Source organism: Mucilaginibacter sp. P4_A11 (assembly GCF_056402535.1).
Genome location: NZ_JBFUHE010000003.1, coordinates 366,007 through 388,647, shown reverse-complemented (window position 1 = coordinate 388,647; position 22,641 = coordinate 366,007). Strand labels below are relative to the sequence as shown.

20 protein-coding genes are annotated in these 22,641 nt (G+C 42.9%); 9 read left to right on the top strand and 11 right to left on the bottom strand.

What is annotated here, in order from left to right; genetic code table 11:
* Positions 1-15 precede the first annotated feature (15 nt).
* The gene (locus AC1DUD_RS08645; protein WP_477373611.1) at positions 16-357 is read right to left on the bottom strand and encodes a hypothetical protein; all 342 of its coding nucleotides are present in this window, start codon (positions 355-357) and stop codon (positions 16-18) included.
* 331 nt (positions 358-688) lie between these two features.
* On the opposite strand from AC1DUD_RS08645, the gene AC1DUD_RS08640 reads away from it, so the two are divergent.
* Entirely contained in the window at positions 689-2,467 is a 1,779-nt protein-coding gene (locus tag AC1DUD_RS08640; protein WP_477373609.1) for a glycoside hydrolase family 9 protein, read from the top strand.
* Between the two features lie 584 nt (positions 2,468-3,051).
* Entirely contained in the window at positions 3,052-3,837 is a 786-nt protein-coding gene (locus AC1DUD_RS08635; protein ID WP_477373607.1) for an alpha/beta fold hydrolase, read from the top strand.
* Here AC1DUD_RS08635 and AC1DUD_RS08630 read toward each other — a convergent pair.
* The 4 genes from AC1DUD_RS08630 to AC1DUD_RS08615 form a co-directional block, all read right to left on the bottom strand.
* Positions 3,834-4,871 (bottom strand): LLM class flavin-dependent oxidoreductase, encoded by a 1,038-nt coding sequence (locus AC1DUD_RS08630; protein WP_477373604.1) that lies wholly within the window; start codon positions 4,869-4,871, stop codon positions 3,834-3,836. The genes AC1DUD_RS08635 and AC1DUD_RS08630 overlap by 4 nt on opposite strands.
* Before the next feature lie 3 nt (positions 4,872-4,874).
* Positions 4,875-7,202 carry a family 20 glycosylhydrolase gene (locus tag AC1DUD_RS08625; RefSeq protein WP_477373602.1) on the bottom strand — a complete coding sequence of 776 codons (2,328 nt, stop codon included), beginning with the start codon at positions 7,200-7,202 and terminating at the stop codon, positions 4,875-4,877.
* 89 nt (positions 7,203-7,291) lie between these two features.
* Positions 7,292-9,202, bottom strand: a complete 1,911-nt coding sequence (locus AC1DUD_RS08620; RefSeq protein WP_477373600.1) for an AAA domain-containing protein — start codon at positions 9,200-9,202, stop codon at positions 7,292-7,294.
* Between the two features lie 97 nt (positions 9,203-9,299).
* Complete coding sequence (locus tag AC1DUD_RS08615) at positions 9,300-9,944, bottom strand: response regulator (protein ID WP_477373598.1); 645 nt, start codon at positions 9,942-9,944, stop codon at positions 9,300-9,302.
* Positions 9,945-10,349: 405 nt separating this feature from the next.
* On the opposite strand from AC1DUD_RS08615, the gene AC1DUD_RS08610 reads away from it, so the two are divergent.
* Entirely contained in the window at positions 10,350-10,883 is a 534-nt protein-coding gene (locus tag AC1DUD_RS08610) for a DUF4142 domain-containing protein (RefSeq protein ID WP_477373596.1), read from the top strand.
* Here AC1DUD_RS08610 and AC1DUD_RS08605 read toward each other — a convergent pair.
* Both AC1DUD_RS08605 and AC1DUD_RS08600 read right to left on the bottom strand, forming a co-directional pair.
* The gene (locus AC1DUD_RS08605) at positions 10,875-12,077 is read right to left on the bottom strand and encodes a DUF763 domain-containing protein (RefSeq protein WP_477373594.1); all 1,203 of its coding nucleotides are present in this window, start codon (positions 12,075-12,077) and stop codon (positions 10,875-10,877) included. The two genes, AC1DUD_RS08610 and AC1DUD_RS08605, sit on opposite strands and share 9 nt — an antisense overlap.
* A gap of 218 nt (positions 12,078-12,295) precedes the next feature.
* The gene (locus tag AC1DUD_RS08600; protein ID WP_477373592.1) at positions 12,296-14,206 is read right to left on the bottom strand and encodes an AMP-dependent synthetase/ligase; all 1,911 of its coding nucleotides are present in this window, start codon (positions 14,204-14,206) and stop codon (positions 12,296-12,298) included.
* Positions 14,207-14,347: 141 nt separating this feature from the next.
* On the opposite strand from AC1DUD_RS08600, the gene AC1DUD_RS08595 reads away from it, so the two are divergent.
* Together AC1DUD_RS08595 and AC1DUD_RS08590 are read left to right on the top strand one after the other, a co-directional pair.
* Positions 14,348-14,944 (top strand): short chain dehydrogenase, encoded by a 597-nt coding sequence (locus AC1DUD_RS08595; protein ID WP_477373590.1) that lies wholly within the window; start codon positions 14,348-14,350, stop codon positions 14,942-14,944.
* 286 nt (positions 14,945-15,230) lie between these two features.
* Complete coding sequence (locus AC1DUD_RS08590; protein ID WP_477373588.1) at positions 15,231-15,977, top strand: nuclear transport factor 2 family protein; 747 nt, start codon at positions 15,231-15,233, stop codon at positions 15,975-15,977.
* Positions 15,978-16,108: 131 nt separating this feature from the next.
* On the opposite strand, the gene AC1DUD_RS08585 is transcribed toward AC1DUD_RS08590, so the two are convergent.
* The 3 genes from AC1DUD_RS08585 to AC1DUD_RS08575 form a co-directional block, all read right to left on the bottom strand.
* Positions 16,109-16,435 (bottom strand): HesB/IscA family protein, encoded by a 327-nt coding sequence (locus AC1DUD_RS08585; protein ID WP_330859803.1) that lies wholly within the window; start codon positions 16,433-16,435, stop codon positions 16,109-16,111.
* Positions 16,436-16,524: 89 nt separating this feature from the next.
* The gene (gene iscU, locus AC1DUD_RS08580) at positions 16,525-16,938 is read right to left on the bottom strand and encodes a Fe-S cluster assembly scaffold IscU (protein ID WP_076378185.1); all 414 of its coding nucleotides are present in this window, start codon (positions 16,936-16,938) and stop codon (positions 16,525-16,527) included.
* A gap of 123 nt (positions 16,939-17,061) precedes the next feature.
* Positions 17,062-18,273 carry an IscS subfamily cysteine desulfurase gene (locus tag AC1DUD_RS08575; RefSeq protein WP_477373585.1) on the bottom strand — a complete coding sequence of 404 codons (1,212 nt, stop codon included), beginning with the start codon at positions 18,271-18,273 and terminating at the stop codon, positions 17,062-17,064.
* A gap of 110 nt (positions 18,274-18,383) precedes the next feature.
* On the opposite strand from AC1DUD_RS08575, the gene mce reads away from it, so the two are divergent.
* Complete coding sequence (gene mce, locus AC1DUD_RS08570) at positions 18,384-18,782, top strand: methylmalonyl-CoA epimerase (RefSeq protein ID WP_477373583.1); 399 nt, start codon at positions 18,384-18,386, stop codon at positions 18,780-18,782.
* A gap of 12 nt (positions 18,783-18,794) precedes the next feature.
* On the opposite strand, the gene AC1DUD_RS08565 is transcribed toward mce, so the two are convergent.
* Positions 18,795-19,904, bottom strand: coding sequence for an NHL repeat-containing protein (locus AC1DUD_RS08565; RefSeq protein WP_477373581.1), 1,110 nt, complete (start codon positions 19,902-19,904; stop codon positions 18,795-18,797).
* Positions 19,905-20,143: 239 nt separating this feature from the next.
* On the opposite strand from AC1DUD_RS08565, the gene AC1DUD_RS08560 reads away from it, so the two are divergent.
* The 3 genes from AC1DUD_RS08560 (at position 20,144) to tpiA (ending at position 22,561) form a co-directional block, all read left to right on the top strand.
* Entirely contained in the window at positions 20,144-20,392 is a 249-nt protein-coding gene (locus AC1DUD_RS08560) for a type B 50S ribosomal protein L31 (RefSeq protein ID WP_110584752.1), read from the top strand.
* 64 nt (positions 20,393-20,456) lie between these two features.
* Entirely contained in the window at positions 20,457-21,641 is a 1,185-nt protein-coding gene (locus AC1DUD_RS08555; RefSeq protein WP_477373579.1) for a GlmU family protein, read from the top strand.
* A 155-nt stretch (positions 21,642-21,796) separates the two neighbouring features.
* Positions 21,797-22,561 carry a triose-phosphate isomerase gene (gene tpiA, locus AC1DUD_RS08550; RefSeq protein WP_477373577.1) on the top strand — a complete coding sequence of 255 codons (765 nt, stop codon included), beginning with the start codon at positions 21,797-21,799 and terminating at the stop codon, positions 22,559-22,561.
* Positions 22,562-22,641 lie beyond the last annotated feature (80 nt).

The window sequence follows — 22,641 nt, the reverse complement described above, 5'->3', positions numbered from 1 at the left end:
TACTTCCGGATATTATTATCTGTAAGAAGATAGGTGTGTGGTTTTAATGCTCAGGACAAACGATTTGCCAACACTCATTTTTACATTCTTATCCTTTAATAGCTCTTTGATCGCGTTGTCGGCTTTAAGGAGCTCGTATAAATCACGGGCCACTGCCGATCCGCTGATGTTGTTGGTAACTTTGCCATTTTCCATGTTGATACTAAATGTATAGCCGGATTTACCTCTGCTGCCTGCCGCTTCAAAATCGGTGATATTGAGCTTAAACTGCTGTTCTTCCTGCATGCTTCTTTTTAAGTGCAGGCGTATTACAGGCATGTACTTTTGCCATGTCATCAAATAATTTCTTTCGTCCATAATCGTTTTTTAAAAGCAAAAGCCCTCGTATAGTATGGATACAAGGGCTTCGGTTATCGGGTTGAGGAGCTTGTAAAATCTCCTGGTATAGTGCGCAGTAATTATCAGCCTGTTACAACGGCCAATTTTTGTAACTTTTCAAAGTTAACTAAATAAATGACTAAAATAGTCGGTATTTGTAGTTTGTTTCAACTGGATCAATAAATAGTCACGGTTGTTTAAATACTATGTAGTGGTGAATTAGGGGTAATGGTTAATGCTTTTTAACCGGGATCACTAACTGCCGGTTTGTAAATGCCGTAAATTGCAACCATCAATAAACCGCATTTACATGAACCTGTTTAACCGCTGCCAACTTATCCTTTCTGTTTTCTTCATGTTATTTTGCTGCATTTGCAAAGCCGAACCTGTTTTTTATATGAACCAGGTGGGCTATGATGTGAGGGGGGCAAAAACTGTTGTGGTGCGTTGCGACACTAAACTTGTTGAGGGGATACTTTTTTCGTTGCAAAATTCAAAGGGCAATGCTGTATATATTGCTCCATTAAAAGGGCCATTAAAGATAGGGGAATGGGACAAGGACGGATATTTTTACCAGGCCGATTTTTCGGAATTTAAAGCGGAAGGAAAATACAGGGTTTACATTGGTACCAAAGATTTTCATTCCCAATCTGATTGGTTTGAGATTAAGGAAAGTGCACTGGCAGTAACCACCATTCCATCGGTATTAAGCTATTACAACAGGCAGCGGGCCAACACTCCTACCGAGTTACAGGCCGACGCCGCTGTTCAGCTTTATGGCAGCGATAAAACAGTTGATCTGCGCGGCGGCTGGTGCGATGCTTCCGGCGATGTAAGTAAATATTTTTCGCATTTAGCTTATGCAAATTTCGTGTCGCCCCAGCAAATTCCCTTGGTAACGTGGTCAATGATCAATACGGTAAAAACTGCACCGGGTTTGTTAAATAAACTGGGCAGCTATGATGGCATGGTGAATGAAGCCCTTTGGGGAGCCGATTATATGATGCGCGCCTTATCGAAAGACGATTATTTTTATATGATCGTATTCAGCTATTTTAACAAAGACCCTAAAGCCCGCCGTGTGGTAGGATTAAAAGCAAACAGCGTTACTACTGACGAATACCAGGCCGCTTTTCGTGAAGGTGCGGGAATGGCGATTGCCTCGCTGGCGCGGATTTCACAATTAAAAAAAGACGGCGATTTTAAGTCAGCCGAATACCTTGCTGCTGCTAAGCGGGCCTTTGCTCATTTATTGGCAAACAATACCAAATACGATGATGATGGTAAGGAAAATATCATTGATGATTATTGTGCACTGATGGCTGCTACTGAATTGTGGATAGCTACCGATAGTTCTTCATACCGCGACGAAGCCCGTAAACGCGCACAACATTTGAGCAAGCGAATGAGCTCCGCAGGTTATTTTATTGCAGATGATGGCGACAGGCCCTTCTGGCATGCAGCTGATGCCGGCTTACCGGTTATTGCCCTATGTAGGTATTTGGACAAGGAGCAGGAAGCTGAAAAACGTTCGGCAGCATTATCAACCATAAAAAAAGCTTTGGATTATAACCTGAAGGTAACGGAGAATGTAGATAATCCGTTTGGTTATGCCCGGCAGTCATTTAAATTCAGAGGTGAGGTAAAAGATGGTTTCTTTATCCCGCATGAAAATGAAACAGGCTGGTGGTGGCAGGGTGAAAATGCCCGGCTGGGCTCGCTCGCGACAGCGGCATTAGTAGGGGGGCGATTGGTATATCCTGAAAAAGGAAGCTGGGGCGTAAAAAAGGAACTGGCCGAATATGCATCACACCAGATAGCATGGATCCTGGGGTGCAACCCTTATCAAATGTGTTTTATGTATCAGTACGGCAAAAATAACGTGCCCTATATGAGTTCAAACTTCGGCCACGGGTCGGGTAAAGGTGGCATCTCTAATGGCATCACCGGTAAAAAGGAAAATCCTGACGGCAGCGGTATCGATTTTAAAATGAAAGACGATGGCAACGAATGGCGCTGGACAGAACAGTGGCTGCCCCATGCCGCCTGGTATTTACAGGCGGTTACAGCAATGGCTGTTAAGGAGTAACATGCTTCGTGTGTCTACATGACAAATTTAAAATAGGGGTCATGCTGAGCTTGTCGAAGCATGGTGGGTAGGCCTTTACGCGCGAGTCTTCGACAGGCTCAGACTGACAGGCCCTCTTTGTCATTTCACCTTCAGCGTTTGTCGGATTTAAACACTGCCCATGACATGATTAAAATGGGTGTCATGATGAGTATTTAAATCCCGTGGACTTTGAAGAGGAAAATGACATTTGCCCCTTTGTCATGCTGAGGTACGAAGCCTCTTCTTCACCCTGTATTGCGGCCATGCTTGTTGAAGATACTTCGTGCCTCATGATGACAGTCTTTTTTAATTATGTCATGGGTAACTTGTTTCAACACCTCACTCGCTAAGCCAAATGCTGAGCAAATCGCCGACCTGTCCTGTGGGGTGCTGAAACAAGTTCAGCATGACGGCGTGAAGATGTCATTTCATCTTCAGAGTTCACCGGATTTAAAAACTCTGCATTAAAAATCGCTTTGTCATTTTTGAATCCCGTGATTGTCACTTTCACGCCTTAAAGCGATCACATCTATAAGTATATTTGAGTTATTAAACCTATAGATATGACACAAACAAATGGCGCCGGTAGCTATGCCGAAGTTAACGGGCTCAAAATGTATTATGAAATTTATGGCGAGGGGTTCCCGCTGGTACTGATTCACGGCGGTGGTTCGGATATTGGAGTTACGTTTGGCAGGGTGTTGTCAAGCTTTGCGAAAAATCATAAGGTAATAGGGGTAGATCTCCAGGCGCATGGCCGTACGCCTGACAGAGGTGTACCTACCTCCTTTGAACAGGATGCCGATGACATTGCAGCTTTACTCAAACATTTAGATATAAAACAGGCCGATATTATGGGTTTTAGTAACGGTGGTAATACTGCCATGCAAGTAGCAATCAGGCATCCGGAACTGGTTCATAAAATAGTGATCGCTTCTTCTTTTTACAGGCGCGACGGCTTCGACTCCTGGTTTTGGGACTTTATGCCGAATGCCAGCCTGGATAATATGCCCAAACCTTTGCAGGAAGCTTTCCTCGCCATAAACAACGACCAGGCTGCTTTAGAAATAATGCATAACCGAGATCGTGACCGCATGCTGGCTTTTCAGGACTGGGATGATGACGCCATCCGTTCTATAACCATGCCCGCGTTGGTGATAGCCGGGGATAAGGATGTGATCAGGCCTGAGCATACCCTTCAACTATACCGCACGCTTCCTGACGCTCAGCTTTGCATCCTGCCTGCTGGTCATGGCGATTATATAGGGGAGATCGAAGATATTGGCAGGGATGGAGATTACCCCGCTGTCGCTATTATCGAAGAGTTTTTAACCAAGGTAAAAGCTTAAGCTTTTACCTTGGTTTCTTTACGTACAACGGGTGCTACCTTTGTACCGTAAAGTTCAATTGCTTTTAAAATATCCTTGTGTTTGGTAAAGCCTGTAACCAGCTGCGCCACAAAACGGGTATTGCCAAATAGCTCGTATTGCTGCATGATCTTGTCAATGGCCTGTTGAGCATCGCCCACCACCAACGGTCCAAAATCCCGCAGGTATTCAAACTGTTCCCTTGTCATCGGCGACCAGCCACGGTCGCGGCCAACGCGGGTCATCAGGGCTTCATAGCTTGGGTAAAACTCATCGGCGGCTTGCTGTGAGTTTTCGGCCACGTAAAACTGGGAGCTGATGGCTAATTGTAATTTGCTTACATCATGCCCGGCTTTGGCAGCCGACTCGCGGTAAAGTTCAACAAAGGAAACGAAATGTTTTGGTGCGCTGCCTAATATGGCAATGATCATGGGCAGGTTTAAGCTACCAGCGCGCTTAGCCGAGGCAGGGGTACCGCCTAAGCCAATCCACACAGGAATTTCCTGTTGTAACGGTCGGGGGTAAACGCCCTGGTTTTTAATCGGTGCCCTGAAGTTACCTTTCCATGAAACAATTTCCTGCTTGTTGATCTGCAAAAACATTTCAAGCTTCTCGGTGAACAATGCGTCGTAATCATTCAGGTCGAAACCAAAAAGCGGGAACGATTCGATAAATGACCCACGGCCGGCTATCATTTCAACACGACCACCGGATACAAGGTCAGCAGTAGCGAAGTTTTGAAACGTACGCACCGGATCGGTTGAGCTTAATACGGTAACTGAACTTGATAGGCGGATATTTTTGGTAATAGCTGCCGCCGCAGAGATCAAGATCTCGGGTGCTGATATCACAAAATCAGGCCGATGATGTTCGCCGAAGGCATACACATCCAAACCAACCTCATCTGCCAGCTTTACTTCTTCTAATAATTCCTGAACCCGTTTGTGGGCATTTACGGCGTTGCCGCTTTTACCATCAGGATGTATCTCACCAAAGGTGCTTATACCTAATTCCATGTATTAATAATAAAGATCTGCCGCGTTAAGCTCTTTCTTTTCAAAACTTCCGGGCGCAGTAACATATACTTTAAGTGGTGCTGCACGTTGCCTGTACCTGCCGGTTGACGGCGGCGGTGCATTGTATATATACTTTACCTTTATCTGATGAAAGCCTTTTGCCAGCGGCAGCGCATATTCAGCTTCTGTTAATTGTACGCCATCAATAAATAACTGGCTGGCGGCATAATTTGCAAGGGTAAAGTTATAAGTACCATCGGCTAAAACGTTCACGTAACCGTCATAAACAACACCAAAATTGGGATTGTCTTTTTTCAGGGCTTCGGCGTCCAGTTTATTGATGGTCGATGAATCTTGTGTGGCAACGTAATTAAGCTGATCGGGGGAAGAGAACGTGTTTTTTGCCCATTTGTATTTCAGTCCCTGTTTATTAGCCGTATAGTTTACTGCTGCTAAAGGCGCTTTATTGTACATCAATGTACGTGTAGCAATACTCCTGCGGCCAGATGGTGTAATTACACGGGTACGTAATTCGCGTTTTTCGTTTTGCGGGATGGAGAAAGTGATTGGCCCGTCATATTGCAGATCGGTATCCAGCGGATCACGTCCGTTAAGCGTATAATAGATCTTAGCACCTGGAACCACTGATGTTAGCATGTAAACAAACTTCGGCCCAACAACCATGGTATCAATAATAGTTAAAGCAGTTGGTACACGATAGTTGTAGTTCATGGCATCGAGCCTTGCAAAATGTTTAGCCAGCCTAACTTCAGAGAAATTGGTGTAGTCTTTGTTTGCAGGTTGAGTCCAGGCTACTTCTGATAATGCGAACACGCGTGGCATGATCTGGTATTGAAGCTTGGCTACGGTAGGCACATACTCTGTCCAAAGGTTGCCCTGGGTTCCTATTACGTATTTCTGTTCATCAGGAGTCAGTTGTTTTGAAACCGGGTCGTAATTATAGGTTTCCTCTAAAGTGGCATAGCGGCCAAATGATACCGGCTCCTGCGGGGAGCTGCTTTGGTAATGATCAAAGTAATTACCGGTGGTTTGCGGCGTCATGATCACGTTATGTTTTTGGCGGGCCGCATTGATGCCGCCTTCTTCGCCCTGCCAGCTCATTACCGTGGCGTTAGGAGCAAGGCCACCTTCTAATATCTCATCCCAGCCAATAATGCTCCGGCCTTTGGAATTAATAAACTTTTCTATTCGTTGAATAAAATAACTTTGGAGTTCTTTTTCATCTTTCAGGCCTTTTTCCTTCATCAAAGCCTGGCAAAAGGCCGATTGCTTCCAGGGTTCTTTGCCAGCCTCGTCACCGCCTATGTGGATGTATTTGCTTGGGAAGAGCGCCATTACTTCGGTAAGTACATCCTCTAAAAAGGTAAAAGTTTGTTCGGTAGGGCAGTACAGGTTATTGATATCGCGCGGAGCTTTCTGGCCGACTACGGTATCGCATTTAAATTCGGGATAAGCACGTAATGCAGCTTCAGAATGGGCAGGCATTTCAATTTCGGGAATCACGTTGATATAACGGTCGGCCGCGAATTTCACTACGTCTTTAATTTGTTCCTGGGTATAAAAGCCTCCGTAACTGAGCGAATCGGGCCAGTCGCGGTTGCTGCCAAACATGGTTTGCTGGCGAAATGCGCCCACTTCGGTAAGTTTGGGATATTTTTTGATCTCGATACGCCAGCCCTGGCCATCAACCAAATGCCAGTGAAAAGTATTCAGTTTATAGGAGGCGATAAGCTCAATCACCTTTTTTACTTGCGGGATAGTGAAAAAATGACGCGATACATCCAGCATCATACCCCTATATCCAAAGCGCGGCGAATCTTCAATAACTGCACAAGGCAATTGGTACGCAGTTGCATTTTCAACCGGGAAAAGCTGTAACAAGGTTTGAATGCCATAAAACAGACCTGCATCCTTACCAACTATGATGATATTACGCGGAGTGATGGTTAGTTTATAACCTTCTTTTGGTAATTTATCGGCTCCCTTTGAGGTTAATATCAAAGCTCTGCTTTTTGCCGCCTTAAGTTTTGAATTGTATTTGGCTACTTTGATAGACAGATGCCGGTTCTCCTTCAGGTAATCTTTTAGCCATAAAACAGCTTTATCTTTTGGATTATCAGCTTTGATTGGTGTAAGCGGAGTAAAGGTAAATGTACCGCTGCTTTTGGTAATTGAAGCAGGAGCAGGGATGATACCCAAATGCGGGTCATAGGCATTTACCTGGGCCGATACTTTGCTGGCTTGTCCTAAAAAAATAAAAAAGCTAATAACAGCAGTAAGTTTTGTCAGATAGTGCGGTTTAAAATTCATACGGGCGATTGTTGTGAGGCTAAAAGTTAAATTTAACCATTATCACAAGCTGTAACGCTTTAAAAGCTTATGTAACAAATAATTGACGTTTAATCGTACCCCGCATAATCCCAGGCGCTCTGATAGCCGTTGAGTTGTTCGGCATAGCTAATCATATCTGCATAAAAAGCAGAAGATGCCAGTGTGGAACTATCGCCAATTACTACCAGCTTTTTGCGGGCCCGGGTCATGGCCACATTCATGCGGCGAGTATCATTCAGGAAGCCGATCTCGCCTTCGGTGTTACTGCGGGTTAGGCTGATGTAAACCACATCGCGTTCCTGCCCCTGGAAACTATCAATGGTGTTGACCGCAATTTTATCAGCATAAACCATAAGCTCCGGCGAATCCTGTAACAATTGGTTTAAAATCCTGATCTGTTCTTTGTATGGGGAAATAACTGCAATAGTTGGGAAGTTTTCTGCCGGATAATACCCGCTGAGTTCGCCTGCCAGTTTATGAAGATGTTTGAACAGAAATGCAGCCTCTTCTGGATTTGCCGTGCTGGTACCTTCCTGTTTTTCATCGTAGCCACAACCTGCGGTATCAACAAAACTAAGCGGAAGATCCCCCGGAAACAGTAACCGGCTTGCCACGGAATCATGAGCTTTTAACCTGTTGCCATAAAATTCTTTTGATGAAAAGCCCATAACGGCTTCATTCATGCGGTATTGTTCCTCAAGCAATACAATCGCTTCCGGATAAAGCGCAGTGCATTTTTCGAGCAGGGTGGTGCTCAGTCCATCTTTAGCCGCCTGCTGCGATTTAATGGTAGGAGGGAGCTGTAAATGATCACCGGCGAAGACCACCTTTTGTGCCTTTGATATCGGGATCCAGCAGGCAGGTTCAAGGGCCTGCCCGGCTTCGTCAATAATTAAGGTGTGGAATTTTAAATCGCGGATGGTATAGTGATTGGCTCCTACAAGCGTGGCGGTAATGATCTGTGCCTTGCTGATCAGGTCTTCGGCAATGAATTGTTCGGTTTTATCCACTTCTTTGATGATCTGATGTGCGGCGTCAAAAAGCGCCTTACGCTGATCGCGTTCGGCTTTGCCAAAATTGCGCTTGTATTTGTGCGCCATGTTCTTGTATTCCGAAGCCTGTTTTTTAAGCTTTTTGATCTCCTTCATGTCAGCATGAGCGCTTATCTTACTATCTAAAGTTAAGGCCATTAACTTTTCAGATACTCTTGCCGGGTTGCCTATCCGCAGCACATTTAAACCTTCGTTGCTTAGCTTTTCGCTTAGCAGGTCGACAGCAGTATTGCTTGGCGCTACAACCAGGATCTGTTGTTTGTTTTGCTTGATAAGCACTTTGATTGCCTGTACAAGAGTAGTTGTTTTGCCGGTACCCGGTGGCCCGTGAACAACTGCAATCTCCTTCGCTTCAACTATTTTTTGAACAGCTTGCTTCTGCGAAGCATTTAAGCCATTAAGCGGGTAATGAATTGTTTCTGGAATAAAAGCAGGCGCACTTTGCCCCGTAAGTACGCGGGTAAGATGCCCTTCTTTATTATCGTCAACAAGCTTAGCAGCCAGTTTTAACGCCTTTTGCATCTCATCATAACTATTGTCATCGAACAACAGATCGATGCCAAGCTTGCCGTTTCGGCTCCAGTCGGGCAGTTCGTCGGTGTTAAGGGTTAATTTTAACCGGTTACCTCCCTGGTAGGCTACGGTGCCGTTTATACGATCGGTTTTAGGATCATGGTTTGAAAACAACGCAGCCGAAGCGCCGAACCTGAACTGGTGGCTAAGGTCCTGGTGAGAAGGGCGCTCAACTTCTACAGTTAGGTAATCGCCGCGACCTATTTCAGTGCCTTTTATTGCTATGGGATACCAGCTAATTCCTGCAGCCCTGCGTTCGGCAGTTGAGGCTGTTTCGGTTAGTTTAAGGTATGCCTGGCGGTCGTCATCCTGTTCAATTTGTAACAGGTTGAGCAGCTTTTTAAAATAGTCCATTTGGCAAAGGTAAAGTTTAACCCCGGCTTTTATATAATGTCATAAAACGCAAAAGGGAACTTGTCGGTTCCCTTTTAATATTGTTGTTGCCAATTAATTATTGCCAGTTTGATGCCGGTTTTAACTCCAAACCAGCGGCATTATTCCGGGAGAGTTCTTCATTTATCTTACCCAAAAAATGCCTTGTTAACGGTTTAGAAATAAAGCTTTTAACAAATGGGTATGCTTTAATCCGTTTTTGATCGGTAGGATCAACAGAGTTTGAAATTATATAGATGGAAACCGGTTTCACCAGCGAACGATAAACGCCATTAAACAAATCTAAAAACTCCCATCCGTCCATTACGGGCATGTCCAGATCGAGGAAAATAATGTTTGGGATGTCTGCATGTTTATTACGGTTGTTATATAAAGCTTTATAAACAGGCTCGGGATCCATGTAGAACCTTGCATTTAACCAATTATCTTTTAAAATGATCTTAACTGTTTCATGGAAAATGATGTCGTCATCAATAATGGCTACCGAACGCTGCTGATCGTCTTTTATAAGATTGAGGATATCTTTCTTGATCTCGATAAGAAGCGGGGATAGCAGTTCTGCACCACATTCAACGCAATTGAGTGTACGTGATAATGCAACTTCCAATGGGACTTGTATCGATAAACAGGTGGTATCGTTATATATAGAGGCAGCGCAGTCTTTATTAAAGCAATAACAGGTGATTTTTTCGACGTTGGGCATAAGTGCAAAGGTTTCGTTTAGTTTATTCGTTTTAGCAGTCTCAACATTGATGCCCTTTTGTTTGTTTGTAATTAAATTTTTACAAAATGGTCGCTGTTTTTATCGGAATTATTAAAATTGCAAAATTCAATTCCCTAATGCTGAGTTGTTTATAAAAGCTGATTAAAAAAGGTTTAATTTTTTACATTTTAATAATCATGCTTGTTATAAGAATTAATTTAAATATAAAAAAGATTAACTATAAATACAAGTGTGTTTTTTATAACTCATGTGTATGTTTAAAATTACAATGGTGTCATCTTAAAAGAACTACTCTGAACGATAATTAAATCGGAAATTATATCAAATGAGGATAAAAAACCACAACGGCTTTTTTTTGTTATATTAAAACACTAAACTACTAACATGAGCCGATCAGCCAGCGTTCTACTATTTCTGTTTGCTTTAGTGATGACACAATCCTGCCAGAGTAACCGGCATGCCAATAATTACAATAAAGCCCTGGTAGATGATAACGGCTTATTGTTTATCAAAAGTGGAGAAGAATCAACCCTCGCATCTGTAAAAGCATCCGGTTTGGCAATTGCAAATTCAAAAAATCAAAAGGTTATCCAGTTTGCCAAACTCATGATTAATGACCATACTATGCTTGCCGATGATTTTAAAAAGCTTAGGACTGATAATTTTATTGCCGACTCGGTTGTTATAAGCCCTATGCATMAGCAGATCATTGATGATCTTGATCTGAAGAAAGCCGGCGCGTTTGACAGGGCTTATATTCAATTAGTAATAAACGATCATACCGAACAAATTGCCCTGTACAAAACAACGGCAAAAGACAGGAAAAACACAAGCCTTGCCGATTTTGCTACTAAAATGCTACCCGGTTTACAGGCCCATTTAGATACTGCAAAGTTTATCAGCACTACCTTAAAATAATTTTAATTGTTGTTGTACTGGTGGTTGAGCTTTGCCAAACACTGTACGGCCTCCATATTTCCACGAATCATTACGTTCCTTTTCGATTACTTTATCAAAGTTGGCATTGGGCGTGAAATCTTTTTCGGCGTTTTCGGCTATTTGAGAGAGGCGTTTGATGGCTTCATTTTTATCATTATTACCCATTTTTGCCCTTTGGATAGCTGTTTGAAGGGTGCTCAATGTTTCGTCGTAAACTTTGGTAGGCACCGGAAAGGGAGCGCCGTCCTTACCGCCATGGGCAAAAGAAAACCTTGCGGGATCCTTAAACCGCGATGGCGTGCCATGGATCACCTCGCTTACTAAAGCCAATGACTGCAATGTACGTGGACCTAAACCTTGAAGTAATAAGAGGTCTTCAAAATCTTTGGGTTGTTTTTCGTGGGCCAGCCAAAGTACAGCACCGAGGCGTTTCAGGTCGACATCTTTAGCGTAAACTTCATGGTGGTTGGGCATCACCAATTTGCTGATCTCCCTGATCATAATACCTGGATTTTCGGCTGCAATCTGTATAACACCGTTGCGTGAACCATCCGCTTCCTTATCCGTCATGTTAAGGATATATCCATTGTTTTTTCCGTAGATAAACGTATGCGGATCATCAACAAAGGAGCTTAACTGCTCCGAATGCCAGTGGTAGCGGCGGGCGGTACTGCTGGCATCACTCATTCCCTGCTGTACTACGGCCCATTTACCGGTATCGCTTAAAATAAAATTGTGGGTATAAAGCTGGAAGCCGTCCTGTATGGCAGTATTATCAACCTTAGCACTCAGCTTACTGCATTTCACCAGGTAATTACCATCGAGTCCGGTAGTTTCGCTTACTTTTAAAAGCTCGGCCGGGGTTTGTTTGGAGTGTTTGCCTTTCCCTCCGCAAATGTAAATTCCCAATTCGCGGCTGTGTGGGTTAATGGATTTCTTCAATGCGCCCATTACAGAAGTGGTGATGCCTGAAGAGTGCCAGTCCATCCCCATAACAGCACCTAAACTCTGAAACCAAAAAGGATCGCTTAACCGGCGAAGCACTTCATCCTTACCATAATCCATAACAATGGTTTCCACCACAGCAAGGCCAAGCTTAGCCATACGCTCGGCAAGCCATTGCGGTACATAACCATAATGTAAAGGTAAGTCAGCACTGCCTGATCGCTTCATGCTAACAAAGTTAGTAAAACTAACCATTGATTTTAATGATTCCGATGATTTCGTTGATTTTTTCTGGATTCAAAAAAAAGAAAACGTCATTGCGAGGCACGAAGCAATCCCCTACTTACAGAAAGCCTATGCAAATGTCCCTGTACAGTTCGCGATTGCTTCGTGCCTCGCAATGACGTTATTTGATATTATCAACGTAATCAAAAGCCCATTAACGGTTAATCTTCCTCCGTTTCGCCAACATACAGCTCGTCAATATCGGCGGCGTATTTCTTTTCGATGACTTTGCGTTTGGCTTTCATGGTAGGGGTGATCTCGCCCTCATCCATACTGAAAGGGTTACGTTTTATCTTGAATGATTTGATACGTTCAAACTTGGCCAGCTCATTGCTGTATTTACGGATGTCGGAGCCTATCCAGTCAACTATTTCTTTGTCATCAATAAATACTTCCGGGCGTTCAAAGAAATCATTTTGAAGGTTAAAAGTTTCCTGCAGGGTTTCGCGGGCAGGGACAATGATGGCGGCGATGTATTCGCGTTTATCGCCCACTAAAAATACCTGCTCAATTTTAGGGCTTTTGAGGTAAGTATTCTCTACCGGGGTTGGGTAGATATTTTTACCGTAAGCGTTAACCAGCATGTTCTTGAGGCGATCGGTAATTTGGAGGTTACCGCGGAAGAAACGGCCTATATCGCCTGTATGGAACCATCCGTGTGAGTCAATAACAGTGGCAGTTTCTTCGGGCTTGTTCCAGTAGCCTTTCATTACACAATGCCCGCGAACAATGATCTCACCTTCTTCGGTAAGGGTATCTTCCTTAAAGTTATCGTGTGTTTGGATGCTGTAGATCTGTTTGGTATCCACATTTTGGATAGCCACTTCAATACCGGGAATGATGCGGCCAACGGTACCATAAATTACCCTGTGACGCTCAGTAACCGCCATTACCGGCGATGTTTCGGTTAAGCCAAAGCCCTCTAAAATTACGATGCCCAGGTCGCCAAAAAATTCACCGATATTTTTAGGTAATGCACCGCCACCCGATACCATGAATTTCAGTTGTCCGCCTGTTTTTTCCTTGATCTTGCTGAATACTAATTTTTCGGCAATGCCATGCTGTGCTTTCAGAACAACATTAGGCGATTTGCCCGATTCCTGTACCAGGCGTACTTTTTTACCAATCTCAAATGCCCAAAGGAAGATCTTAGTTTTGAGGCCGCCAGCCGATGTACCGCTTTTTATGGCTTTGTCGTGGATGCGTTCCAGTAAGCGTGGTACGCAGCAAAGTATAGTAGGTTTAACTTCTGCCATGTTTTTGGCCAGCAGTTCAAGACTTTGAGCAAAGGCAATTTGCGATCCCTGGTAAATGGCTATATGGTAAATGGTGCGCTCAAATACGTGCGATAACGGCAGGAAGGACAGGAACCTGTCTGTTTTTTCAACAAACGGGATCTGGATGAGGCTGTTGATCGTGTTCTGTGTAAGGTTATGATGCGTTAACACAACTCCTTTGGGTACACCAGTGGTGCCTGATGTATAAATAAGGCATGAAGTATCCGTTGTTAAAATGGCTTCGCGAGCAGCGTTGATAGCAGGCCGGTATTGCTCAACCAATGTGCGCCCTTCAGCAATTACCTGGTCAAAACCGATAACCCCGGCATTTAAGCTTACTTTATCGCTAAATTTTTCAAAATCATCAAATGCAGGGATCAGGCGGATCAGTTCCGGGCAGTTGTTTGCCACTTTTAAAACCTTCCTGAACAGGAAGGGGTTGCCGCAGATGATGGTGCGCGCTCCTGAATCGTTCAGGATATATTCGATCTCATTTTCGGTAAGGGTTGGATATATAGAGGTATTAACCGCGCCGATCTGTTGCAGGGCTTGATCGTAATAAACATAATTTGGCCCGTTTTCGATGATCAGCGAAAGCCTGTCGCCTTTTCTGACACCGATATGCAGGAACCAGGCCGAAATAGCATCTATTTTTTCTAACGCCTCACCGTAGCTGATCTCAACCCAGGTATCTTTAACTTTATGGAGCATGAAAGTATGCTCTAAGGGATGGATATTAGCAACAGTATTGCGAATGAAACTCGGAACAGTTGAAAGCTCGGTATTTTTAGTCATTTATATAATTGGATATTGGAAACAAAGCTAATTCTATTTTGCAAAATAACGAACGAAGCGGATTATAGCGCTCATATTCTTTTACTTTTTTGTGATGTGTATGATAAGTTGTTACATTAAACTTGTATAAAGACAAAAGCTATGAAAATAATTATAATAGGTGCTACCGGCACTATCGGCAAAAAGGTTACTGAAGCACTTCAGGGTAAACATGAGATCATTACTGCCGGCTCAAAAAGCGGCGATTTTCAGTTGGATATTACCTCGCCAGAATCTATAGAAGCATTTTACAAACAGGTTGGGACCTTTGATGCCCTGGTGAGTACTACGGGTTCCGGGCATTTTGGCCCGCTAACCAGCACAACCCCTGCCGATTTTAAAAAAGGTATTGAAAGTAAACTGCTGGGGCAGGTAAACCTGGTGCTGATCGGTCAGCATTATATTAATGCCAAAGGTTCATTTACGCTTACATCTGGTATCTTGTCCGAAGATCCGGTGATTAATGGTGTTAACCTTGGTACCATCAACGGTGGGTTAAATGCTTTTGTGCTTGCTGCGGCCATTGAGCTGGAAAATAGTGTGAGGATCAATGCTATCAGTCCCGGTGTAGTAGAGGATTCACCCGGCTACTTTGAATATTTTCCCGGTCATGAACCTGTAGCTATGGATAAGGTTGCAAATGCTTATGTTAAAAGTGTGCTTGGCGCTATTACAGGGCAGGTGATCAGGGTGTTTTGATAAATCGGGAATAGACTTACGAAGTTTTTAAAACTTCGTAAGTCTGATAACTTTCGCTATCTTCACTCCATAAATACTATCTCCACATATAAAACAAGGGTCGATTAAGGCCCGGCCTGTTGATACAGGTTCGGAAACATGCTGCTATTTGCGGTAGTGTTTAGTATTGTCTGAAAATTTCTTAATTAAATTTTATTTAACAGTAATGAAAATTACTCAAGCATTGGCATTGGGCATATGCTGCATTTTAATATGCAATGCTCGGGCCGCCAAATCATGTATTTATATGGATACCTTAACCAATAAGCAAAAAGTGCTTTCATTTTATAAGCAGATAGTAGGGCAGCGTAAAACCGAGCTAATCCCCGAATTTATAGTTGAAGATTATAAACAACATAATCCAACCGTTAAACAGGGGAGGGCTGGTATAACCGAAATGATCAATTACCTGAAAACGTTACCGTTACCACCCGAAGGTGCAAAATCGCCAATCATCAGGGCGATACAGGAAGGTGATTTTGTAGTAACCCACCTTGATATTCAGTTTATGGGCAAGCGTATGGCTGTGATAGATCTGTTTAAATTAAAGGATGGTATGTTAACGGAACATTGGGACGCTATACAGCCCCTGCCGGATGAAAGCGGGAAAACGATAACTTCAACTAACGGCACAACGGATATTGATCATAATGCTTTGGCGGAAAATAGTAAGCGTGTCGTTAGTTTGTATTATAATGCTATGATCAATAAAACATCATCCAAACAATTTATACATCCTGGCTATGTTGAACACGATAGCGTAATTGCGGAAAACGGCAAAACCTTAGCAGATCATATTGTTGAAAGGCCGGATGTAAAGCTTCACCGAGTTATTGCCGAAGGTGATTTCGTTGTAGTTCAATCTCAGTTTAACAGATCAGGAAAAAGGTTTGTATTGTACGAGATATTCAGGGTGGCTAATGATAAGATAGCCGAGCATTGGGCTGTGGAGCAAGCGGCACCTGATGGTGTACAACCGGAGGATATGTTTTAGGTAATTCAGCTGAAAGCTGAAGCAATGTTTGACCACGGGTTGGAAACCCGCGGCAGCATCAGAGTAGGCAGATTATTAAAAATAAAAAGAGGCGCTTATGGCGCCTCTTTTTATTTATTTTCAGGTGAATTTTATACCGAAAAACTTTCGCCGCAACCGCAGGTACGGCTGGCGTTAGGGTTGTGAAAATTGAAGCCCTTGCCATTAAGGCCGTCAGAAAAATCAAGTTCGGTACCCGCAAGGTACAGGAATGATTTCATGTCGAGCGCCATACGTACGCCCTGGTCTTCAAAAAACTGATCGCCTTTTTTCTCTTCGTTATCAAAATCAAGATTGTATGATAAGCCAGAGCAACCACCGCCCTGAACAGACACACGCAGAAAGTAAGAGGCATCAAGCCCCGCATCCTGCATCAGGTTATCTATTTTGCTTTTTGCTTTATCAGTTACAGTTACCATGTTGTTGGTGAATAGTGAAAGGTGAGTAGTGAATAGTTGCCATGGAGAGTTAACCACTCACCTTTTACCACTCACCACTCACTTAATAATTAATGGTGTACTTTTTCGCTTTCAATTGGCGCTAAGCCGTTTTTTACGCGGAAATCATTGATCGCTGCTTTGATAGCGTCTTCGGCTAATACCGAGCAGTGAATTTTTACCGGTGGAAGGGCAAGCTCTTCAACGATGTCCATGTTGTCGATTTTCATAGCATCATCAATGCTTTTGCCTTTAAGCCACTCGGTAGCTAATGATGAAGAAGCGATTGCTGAACCGCAACCGAAAGTTTTGAATTTTGCATCGGTGATAACATTGTTATCATCAACCTGGATCTGCAGGCGCATTACGTCGCCGCATTCAGGTGCACCAACTAAGCCTGTACCTACTTTGTGGCTACTTTTATCCAAAGTGCCCACATTGCGGGGGTTAGTGTAGTGATCGATTACTTTATCTGAATATGCCATTGTCTTTTAATTATTGAATTAGTGAGTTAGTGAATTATTGAATAATTTAAACTCGTAATATTTATTTTTTAAAGTATCTGAAATGGTAAATCCGAAATCGAAAATCCCAAATCCGAAATCAAATTAATGTTCTGCCCACTCAATTGAGTTAAGGTCGATGCCTTCTTTAAACATTTCCCAAAGCGGTGAAAGGTCGCGCAGGTGAGTAACCGATTTTTTGGTTACTTCAATTGCGTAATCAACTTCCTCTTCGGTAGTGAAACGGCCCAAGCCAAAACGGATAGAAGAGTGTGCCAGATCATCAGACAGGCCTAAGCTTTTCAATACGTATGACGGCTCCAATGAAGCAGAAGTACAAGCCGAACCCGATGATACAGCCAAATCTTTCATAGCCATCATCAAGCCTTCGCCTTCAACATATTTGAATGAAATGTTGGCTACATGTGGTAAGCGGTGTTCAACGTTACCGTTTACATAGCTTTCTTCCAGCACTGTTAAAGCTGATTGCAGTTTATCACGTAAAACTGAAAGGCGTTTTGCTTCGCTCTCCATTTCCTGACCGCAAAGCTCGCAGGCTTTACCTAAACCAACAATGCCCGGTACGTTAAGGGTACCTGAACGCATACCACGCTCGTGGCCTCCACCGTCCATCTGGGCAGTAACTTTAACCCTCGGTCCTTTACGGCGTACGTATAAAGCGCCAACACCTTTAGGGCCGTATATTTTGTGAGCTGATAAAGCTAATAAGTCAATGCCATCAGCGTTAACATCAACAGGGATCTTACCAACTGCCTGAACAGCATCGGTCATAAATAATGCACCATGTTTGTGTGCAATAGCCGAAATTTCTTTAATTGGCTGGATAACACCTATCTCATTGTTGCCATACATGATAGATACCAGGATGGTTTCAGGGGTCATTGCTGCTTCGAGCTGAGCCAAATCAACCAGGCCATCTTCTTTAACAGGCAGGTAAGTTACTTTGCCACCAAGTTTTTCAACGTGTTTGCAGGCATCAAGTACCGCTTTGTGTTCAGTAACTGTAGTTATAATGTGGTTACCTTTGTCTTTGTACATTTCAAACACCCCTTTAATAGCAAGGTTATCTGATTCTGTAGCACCAGAGGTAAAGATGATCTCTTTTTCAGATGCGCCGATTAGTTTGGCAACCTGTTCGCGTGCGTAATCAACCGCCTCCTCTGCAACCCAGCCAAACGCATGGTTACGGCTTGCTGCATTACCAAATTTTTCGTTAAAATATGGTAACATAGCCTCCAGTACCCGTGGGTCCATCGGTGTAGTTGCATTGTTATCTAAATAAATTGGGATATTCATAGTCCTTTTGAAATATATTAACAAAACAAAGATACGCAAGTTTTTATCTAAATTCAGCTAAAATACTTCGCAATTAATCAAAGCTGACCAATAATTTACAATATTTGGACATGAACAAAGTGGAACACATTGGCATAGCAGTTAACAGTGTTAAATTAGCAGGTGAGATCTACTCAAAACTGCTGAACACTCCTGTATATAAAACCGAAATTGTAGAGAGTGAAGCAGTTGAAACTGCTTTTCTGCAAAACGGGCCAAATAAAATTGAATTGCTCCAGGCGCTGAATGATGATAGCGCTATAGCTAAGTTTATAACAAAAAAAGGCGAGGGGATTCATCATATAGCTTTTGAGGTAGATGATATTGAAGCCGAAATGAAACGCCTTAAAAATGAGGGTTTTCTTTTGCTAAATGATAAGCCTAAACAAGGAGCCGATAATAAACTAGTGTGTTTTGTGCACCCCAAAAGTACTAATGGGGTGCTTATAGAGTTGTGCCAGGAGATTTAACCTGTATCGATATTATTTTGAAGGTGGGATAATTTTCCTGATCCTTGCATTTTGTTCGTCGCCAACATATACGTTACCGCCGGCGTCTACCGCAATGCCATGGACGTCGTTAAATTTAGCCTGTAAGTTTTCGCCATCGTAAAAGGCTCTTTCATTTGTGCCTGCTAATGTAGTTACCTCGCCATTTGTCGCTATTTTTCTAACTAAGCTTAGGTTATCGGTTACATATATGTTTCCGCTTTTATCTACAGCCACACCCAGAGGCCCATTGAAGGTTGCTGATGTTGAAGCACCGTTGTCAGATCCGGGCGCAAGCTTGCCAGCAACTGTGGTAACTACCGCGTCGGGGGTTATTTTCCTGATCATATTGTTACTATAGTCGGCCACATAAATATTATCAGCACCATCAATAGCTAAACCTTCCGGTAACCGAAAATTGGCTTCTGAGCCTGTTCCATCGGCAAAACCGGGACCCGAATGCACATTGCCTGCAAATGTTGTAACATCCTGCGCCGGCGTAATTTTTCTGATGATGTTATGATTGTCTGTTATATAAAGGTTATCGGCGTGGTCAATTGTTATACCCGCCGGGCCATTAAAGGTTGCTAACGGGCCTTTCCCATCATCAAAGCCTATAACTCCCGAACCTGCAAATGTACTTACAGTGCCGTCAATCGCTATTTTTCTAATTACGTTGTTGCCAAAATCAGTAACAAAAATATTTCCTTTCGAGTCGAGTGCAATACCTATCGGGTTATCAAATTTTACCAATTTGACCGGTCCGTTAACTAGCCCGGCCCCTGTTCCCCCTGCAAGTGTAGTTACAGCGCCTTCGGGCGTGATTTTACGGATGGCGTTATTGCCCTGGTCGGTAACATACACATTGCCAACGGCGTCTACCGCTACACCATTAGGGTTATTGAGTGCAGCATTTGTTCTTAGGCCATCAGCAAATCCGTAAGTGCCATTACCTGCAAGGGTATAAGTATGTCCCGGAAGATTTTCTAATTTGGGGTTGTCATCCGTACCTGGGTCTGTTTTATCTTTACTGCAGCTAAGTAATGCTACAGAAGTTGAAATGCCAATAAGTAATAAAACGAAAATGAATCTTTTATTATTCATGTTTTGGATATGGTTCAAGTTTGATTATTAAAACAACAAACAGCCGGTTTTATTGTAACTATCGGTAAAAAACCAATTAAATAGTGCAGGGGCTGTTTTCTGTAAATATATTCTAAAGTAAATTGATAGGGATCGTATCTGGTTGATTTTATTTTAAATTTGGTTTTATTTTTTCTGAAAAATATATCTATATTTGCCCCTCTTTTAAGTAAAGTAAGAAGGTAAGTTTATATAATATAATGAAAAAAGATCTGCATCCATCAAACTATAGGTTAGTTGTATTTAAAGATATGTCAAACGACTACTCTTTTATCACTAAATCTTGCATCGATACCCGCGAAACCGTTAAATGGGAAGATGGTAACGAATATCCATTGGTTAAATTAGAGATTTCTCACACTTCGCACCCGTTCTACACCGGTAAAATGAAACTGGTTGATACTGCAGGTCGTATTGACAAATTCCGCACCCGTTACAACAAAAAGTAATTTTTGTTTAATTAATATTTACAAGTCCCGGCTTTGCAGTCGGGACTTTTTTTATTTTTGCGCCATGGCAATTATCCTTTTTGACGATAACGCACACCATTCGCTGCTACCCCTTACCTATACCCGGCCAGTCGCTGATCTTCGTATCGGTGTATTCACCATTGCCGAAAAATGGGGCAAGCATTTAAACAGCGCTTATTCCTTTCATACGCTTGATTACTTAAAAGTAAAGTTCCCTGTAAATATTGAGGCTGATAACGTTTTTATCAATGGTGCTGTATGCCCGGATGAGAACCTTATAGAAGCGATTGACAAGCTGCAAACCGGGCAGGCGCTTAAATATAACGATCAGTTAATTGCCGTTAAGCTTAATGCTGCGGAGGCGGAAAGCTTTGATGCCGACGCTGATTTTGGCGATGTAATAAGCTATCCTAATCTTTTTGTATCGATCAAATACCCGGAAGATATTTTCAGGAAGAATGACATTGAACTTCGTAAAGATTTTCAGCTGCTTACCAAAGGGCGTACAAGTGCAGTCATCAGCTCAACGAATGTTATTATAGGGAGTGATTTTTTTGCCGAAGAAGGTGCGGTTGCCGAATGCTCAACATTTAACACCACTAACGGGCCCATCTATCTTTCGGCCAATACCGAAGTTTGGGAAGGGACCCATATCCGCGGGCCATTTGCCATTTGCGAACATTCGCAGGTAAAAATGGGGACTAAAATTTATGGGGCTACAACTATTGGCCCATACTGCCGGGTTGGGGGCGAAATAAATAACTCGGTGATCTGGGGGTATTCGTCAAAAGGCCATGAAGGCTACCTTGGTAACTCGGTTTTGGGCGAGTGGTGCAATATAGGTGCCGATACCAATAATTCCAACCTGAAGAATAACTACGCCGAAGTTAAACTTTGGGACTATAGCACACAGCGTTTCCGTAAAACGGGCCTGCAATTTTGTGGCTTGATCATGGCCGATCATGCTAAAAGCGGGATTAATACCATGTTTAACACCGGTACAGTGGTAGGAGTAGGGGCCAATGTTTTTGGCGCAGGTTTTCCGCGAAACTTTGTTCCCGATTTTTCATGGGGAGGAGCGCAGGGCTTTGAGGTTTATTTGATCAATAAAATGTTTGAAACCGCACAGAAAGTGTTTGACCGCCGCGATCACCGGGACTTTGATGAAACCGAGCAAAATATATTAACAACCATATTTGAACTAACCGAGGAGTATCGTCGGGATTAATTTGGTGAGTAGTTGATTAGGTTGATTGAGTGAGTGGTTTTCCACCTAATCAGTCTGCGATTCTTTATCATATCAAGCCAAACAACCATTCACCTAATCAACCCAATCAACCACTCACTAACAATCAACCATTCACTAATAAATAAAATAAAATCATGAGAAAGAAAATCGTTGCCGGAAACTGGAAAATGAACCTTGATTACAATGAAGGTTTAGCTTTATTTTCAGAGATCATCAACATGGTGAAAGATGAGGCTACCGGCACGCAGGAAGCAGTGATCTGCAGTCCGTTTATTCACATTCACAGCCTGGTGCAACTATCAAAGGGTTATAGCAAGGTTGCTGTTGGTGCACAAAATGCCCACCAGGAAGAAAAAGGCGCTTATACAGGCGAGATCTCTGCTAAGATGATCAAATCGACAGGGGCTGCTTATGTGATCCTTGGCCACTCAGAGCGCCGCCAGTATTTTGGCGAGACCAATGCATTGCTTGCTAAAAAAACTGATACTGCTTTAAAAAATGATCTTCGCCCTATTTTCTGCATTGGTGAAACTTTGCAGGAGCGTGAAACAGAAGTTCATTTTGATATCATCAAAACACAATTAGCTGAAGGTGTTTTTCATCTGGATGCTGAGCAATTTGCGAAGTTGGTTATTGCTTATGAGCCGGTTTGGGCTATTGGTACCGGCGTTACTGCTACATCTGCACAGGCACAGGAAATTCACGAGTTTATCCGCAAAGAAATTGCTGCTAAATACGGTCAGGAAGTTGCCGATGCTACTACCATTTTATATGGCGGCAGTTGCAACCCAAGCAATGCTGCTGAACTGTTTGCTCAGGCTGATATTGATGGTGGCCTTATTGGTGGCGCTTCACTAAAATCGCGCGATTTTACTGATATTGTTAAAACGTTTAATTAATATTTAGCAGATATGAGACGTGAGATTTGAGACAATACTCAAACTTAACTCAAAACATAAAGAGCATATGTGATGTTTAT

Excerpts from the sequence above, each read along its gene's own strand:
- AC1DUD_RS08645 (WP_477373611.1), bottom strand. The coding sequence starts at position 357 with ATGGACGAAAGAAATTATTTGATGACATGGCAAAAGTACATGCCTGTA.
- AC1DUD_RS08640 (WP_477373609.1), top strand. The coding sequence starts at position 689 with ATGAACCTGTTTAACCGCTGCCAACTTATCCTTTCTGTTTTCTTCATG.
- AC1DUD_RS08635 (WP_477373607.1), top strand. The coding sequence starts at position 3,052 with ATGACACAAACAAATGGCGCCGGTAGCTATGCCGAAGTTAACGGGCTC.
- AC1DUD_RS08630 (WP_477373604.1), bottom strand. The coding sequence starts at position 4,871 with ATGGAATTAGGTATAAGCACCTTTGGTGAGATACATCCTGATGGTAAA.
- AC1DUD_RS08625 (WP_477373602.1), bottom strand. The coding sequence starts at position 7,202 with ATGAATTTTAAACCGCACTATCTGACAAAACTTACTGCTGTTATTAGC.
- AC1DUD_RS08620 (WP_477373600.1), bottom strand. The coding sequence starts at position 9,202 with ATGGACTATTTTAAAAAGCTGCTCAACCTGTTACAAATTGAACAGGAT.
- AC1DUD_RS08615 (WP_477373598.1), bottom strand. The coding sequence starts at position 9,944 with ATGCCCAACGTCGAAAAAATCACCTGTTATTGCTTTAATAAAGACTGC.
- AC1DUD_RS08605 (WP_477373594.1), bottom strand. The coding sequence starts at position 12,077 with ATGAAGCGATCAGGCAGTGCTGACTTACCTTTACATTATGGTTATGTA.
- AC1DUD_RS08600 (WP_477373592.1), bottom strand. The coding sequence starts at position 14,206 with ATGACTAAAAATACCGAGCTTTCAACTGTTCCGAGTTTCATTCGCAAT.
- AC1DUD_RS08595 (WP_477373590.1), top strand. The coding sequence starts at position 14,348 with ATGAAAATAATTATAATAGGTGCTACCGGCACTATCGGCAAAAAGGTT.
- AC1DUD_RS08590 (WP_477373588.1), top strand. The coding sequence starts at position 15,231 with ATGGATACCTTAACCAATAAGCAAAAAGTGCTTTCATTTTATAAGCAG.
- AC1DUD_RS08585 (WP_330859803.1), bottom strand. The coding sequence starts at position 16,435 with ATGGTAACTGTAACTGATAAAGCAAAAAGCAAAATAGATAACCTGATG.
- iscU (WP_076378185.1), bottom strand. The coding sequence starts at position 16,938 with ATGGCATATTCAGATAAAGTAATCGATCACTACACTAACCCCCGCAAT.
- AC1DUD_RS08575 (WP_477373585.1), bottom strand. The coding sequence starts at position 18,273 with ATGAATATCCCAATTTATTTAGATAACAATGCAACTACACCGATGGAC.
- mce (WP_477373583.1), top strand. The coding sequence starts at position 18,384 with ATGAACAAAGTGGAACACATTGGCATAGCAGTTAACAGTGTTAAATTA.
- AC1DUD_RS08565 (WP_477373581.1), bottom strand. The coding sequence starts at position 19,904 with ATGAATAATAAAAGATTCATTTTCGTTTTATTACTTATTGGCATTTCA.
- AC1DUD_RS08560 (WP_110584752.1), top strand. The coding sequence starts at position 20,144 with ATGAAAAAAGATCTGCATCCATCAAACTATAGGTTAGTTGTATTTAAA.
- AC1DUD_RS08555 (WP_477373579.1), top strand. The coding sequence starts at position 20,457 with ATGGCAATTATCCTTTTTGACGATAACGCACACCATTCGCTGCTACCC.
- tpiA (WP_477373577.1), top strand. The coding sequence starts at position 21,797 with ATGAGAAAGAAAATCGTTGCCGGAAACTGGAAAATGAACCTTGATTAC.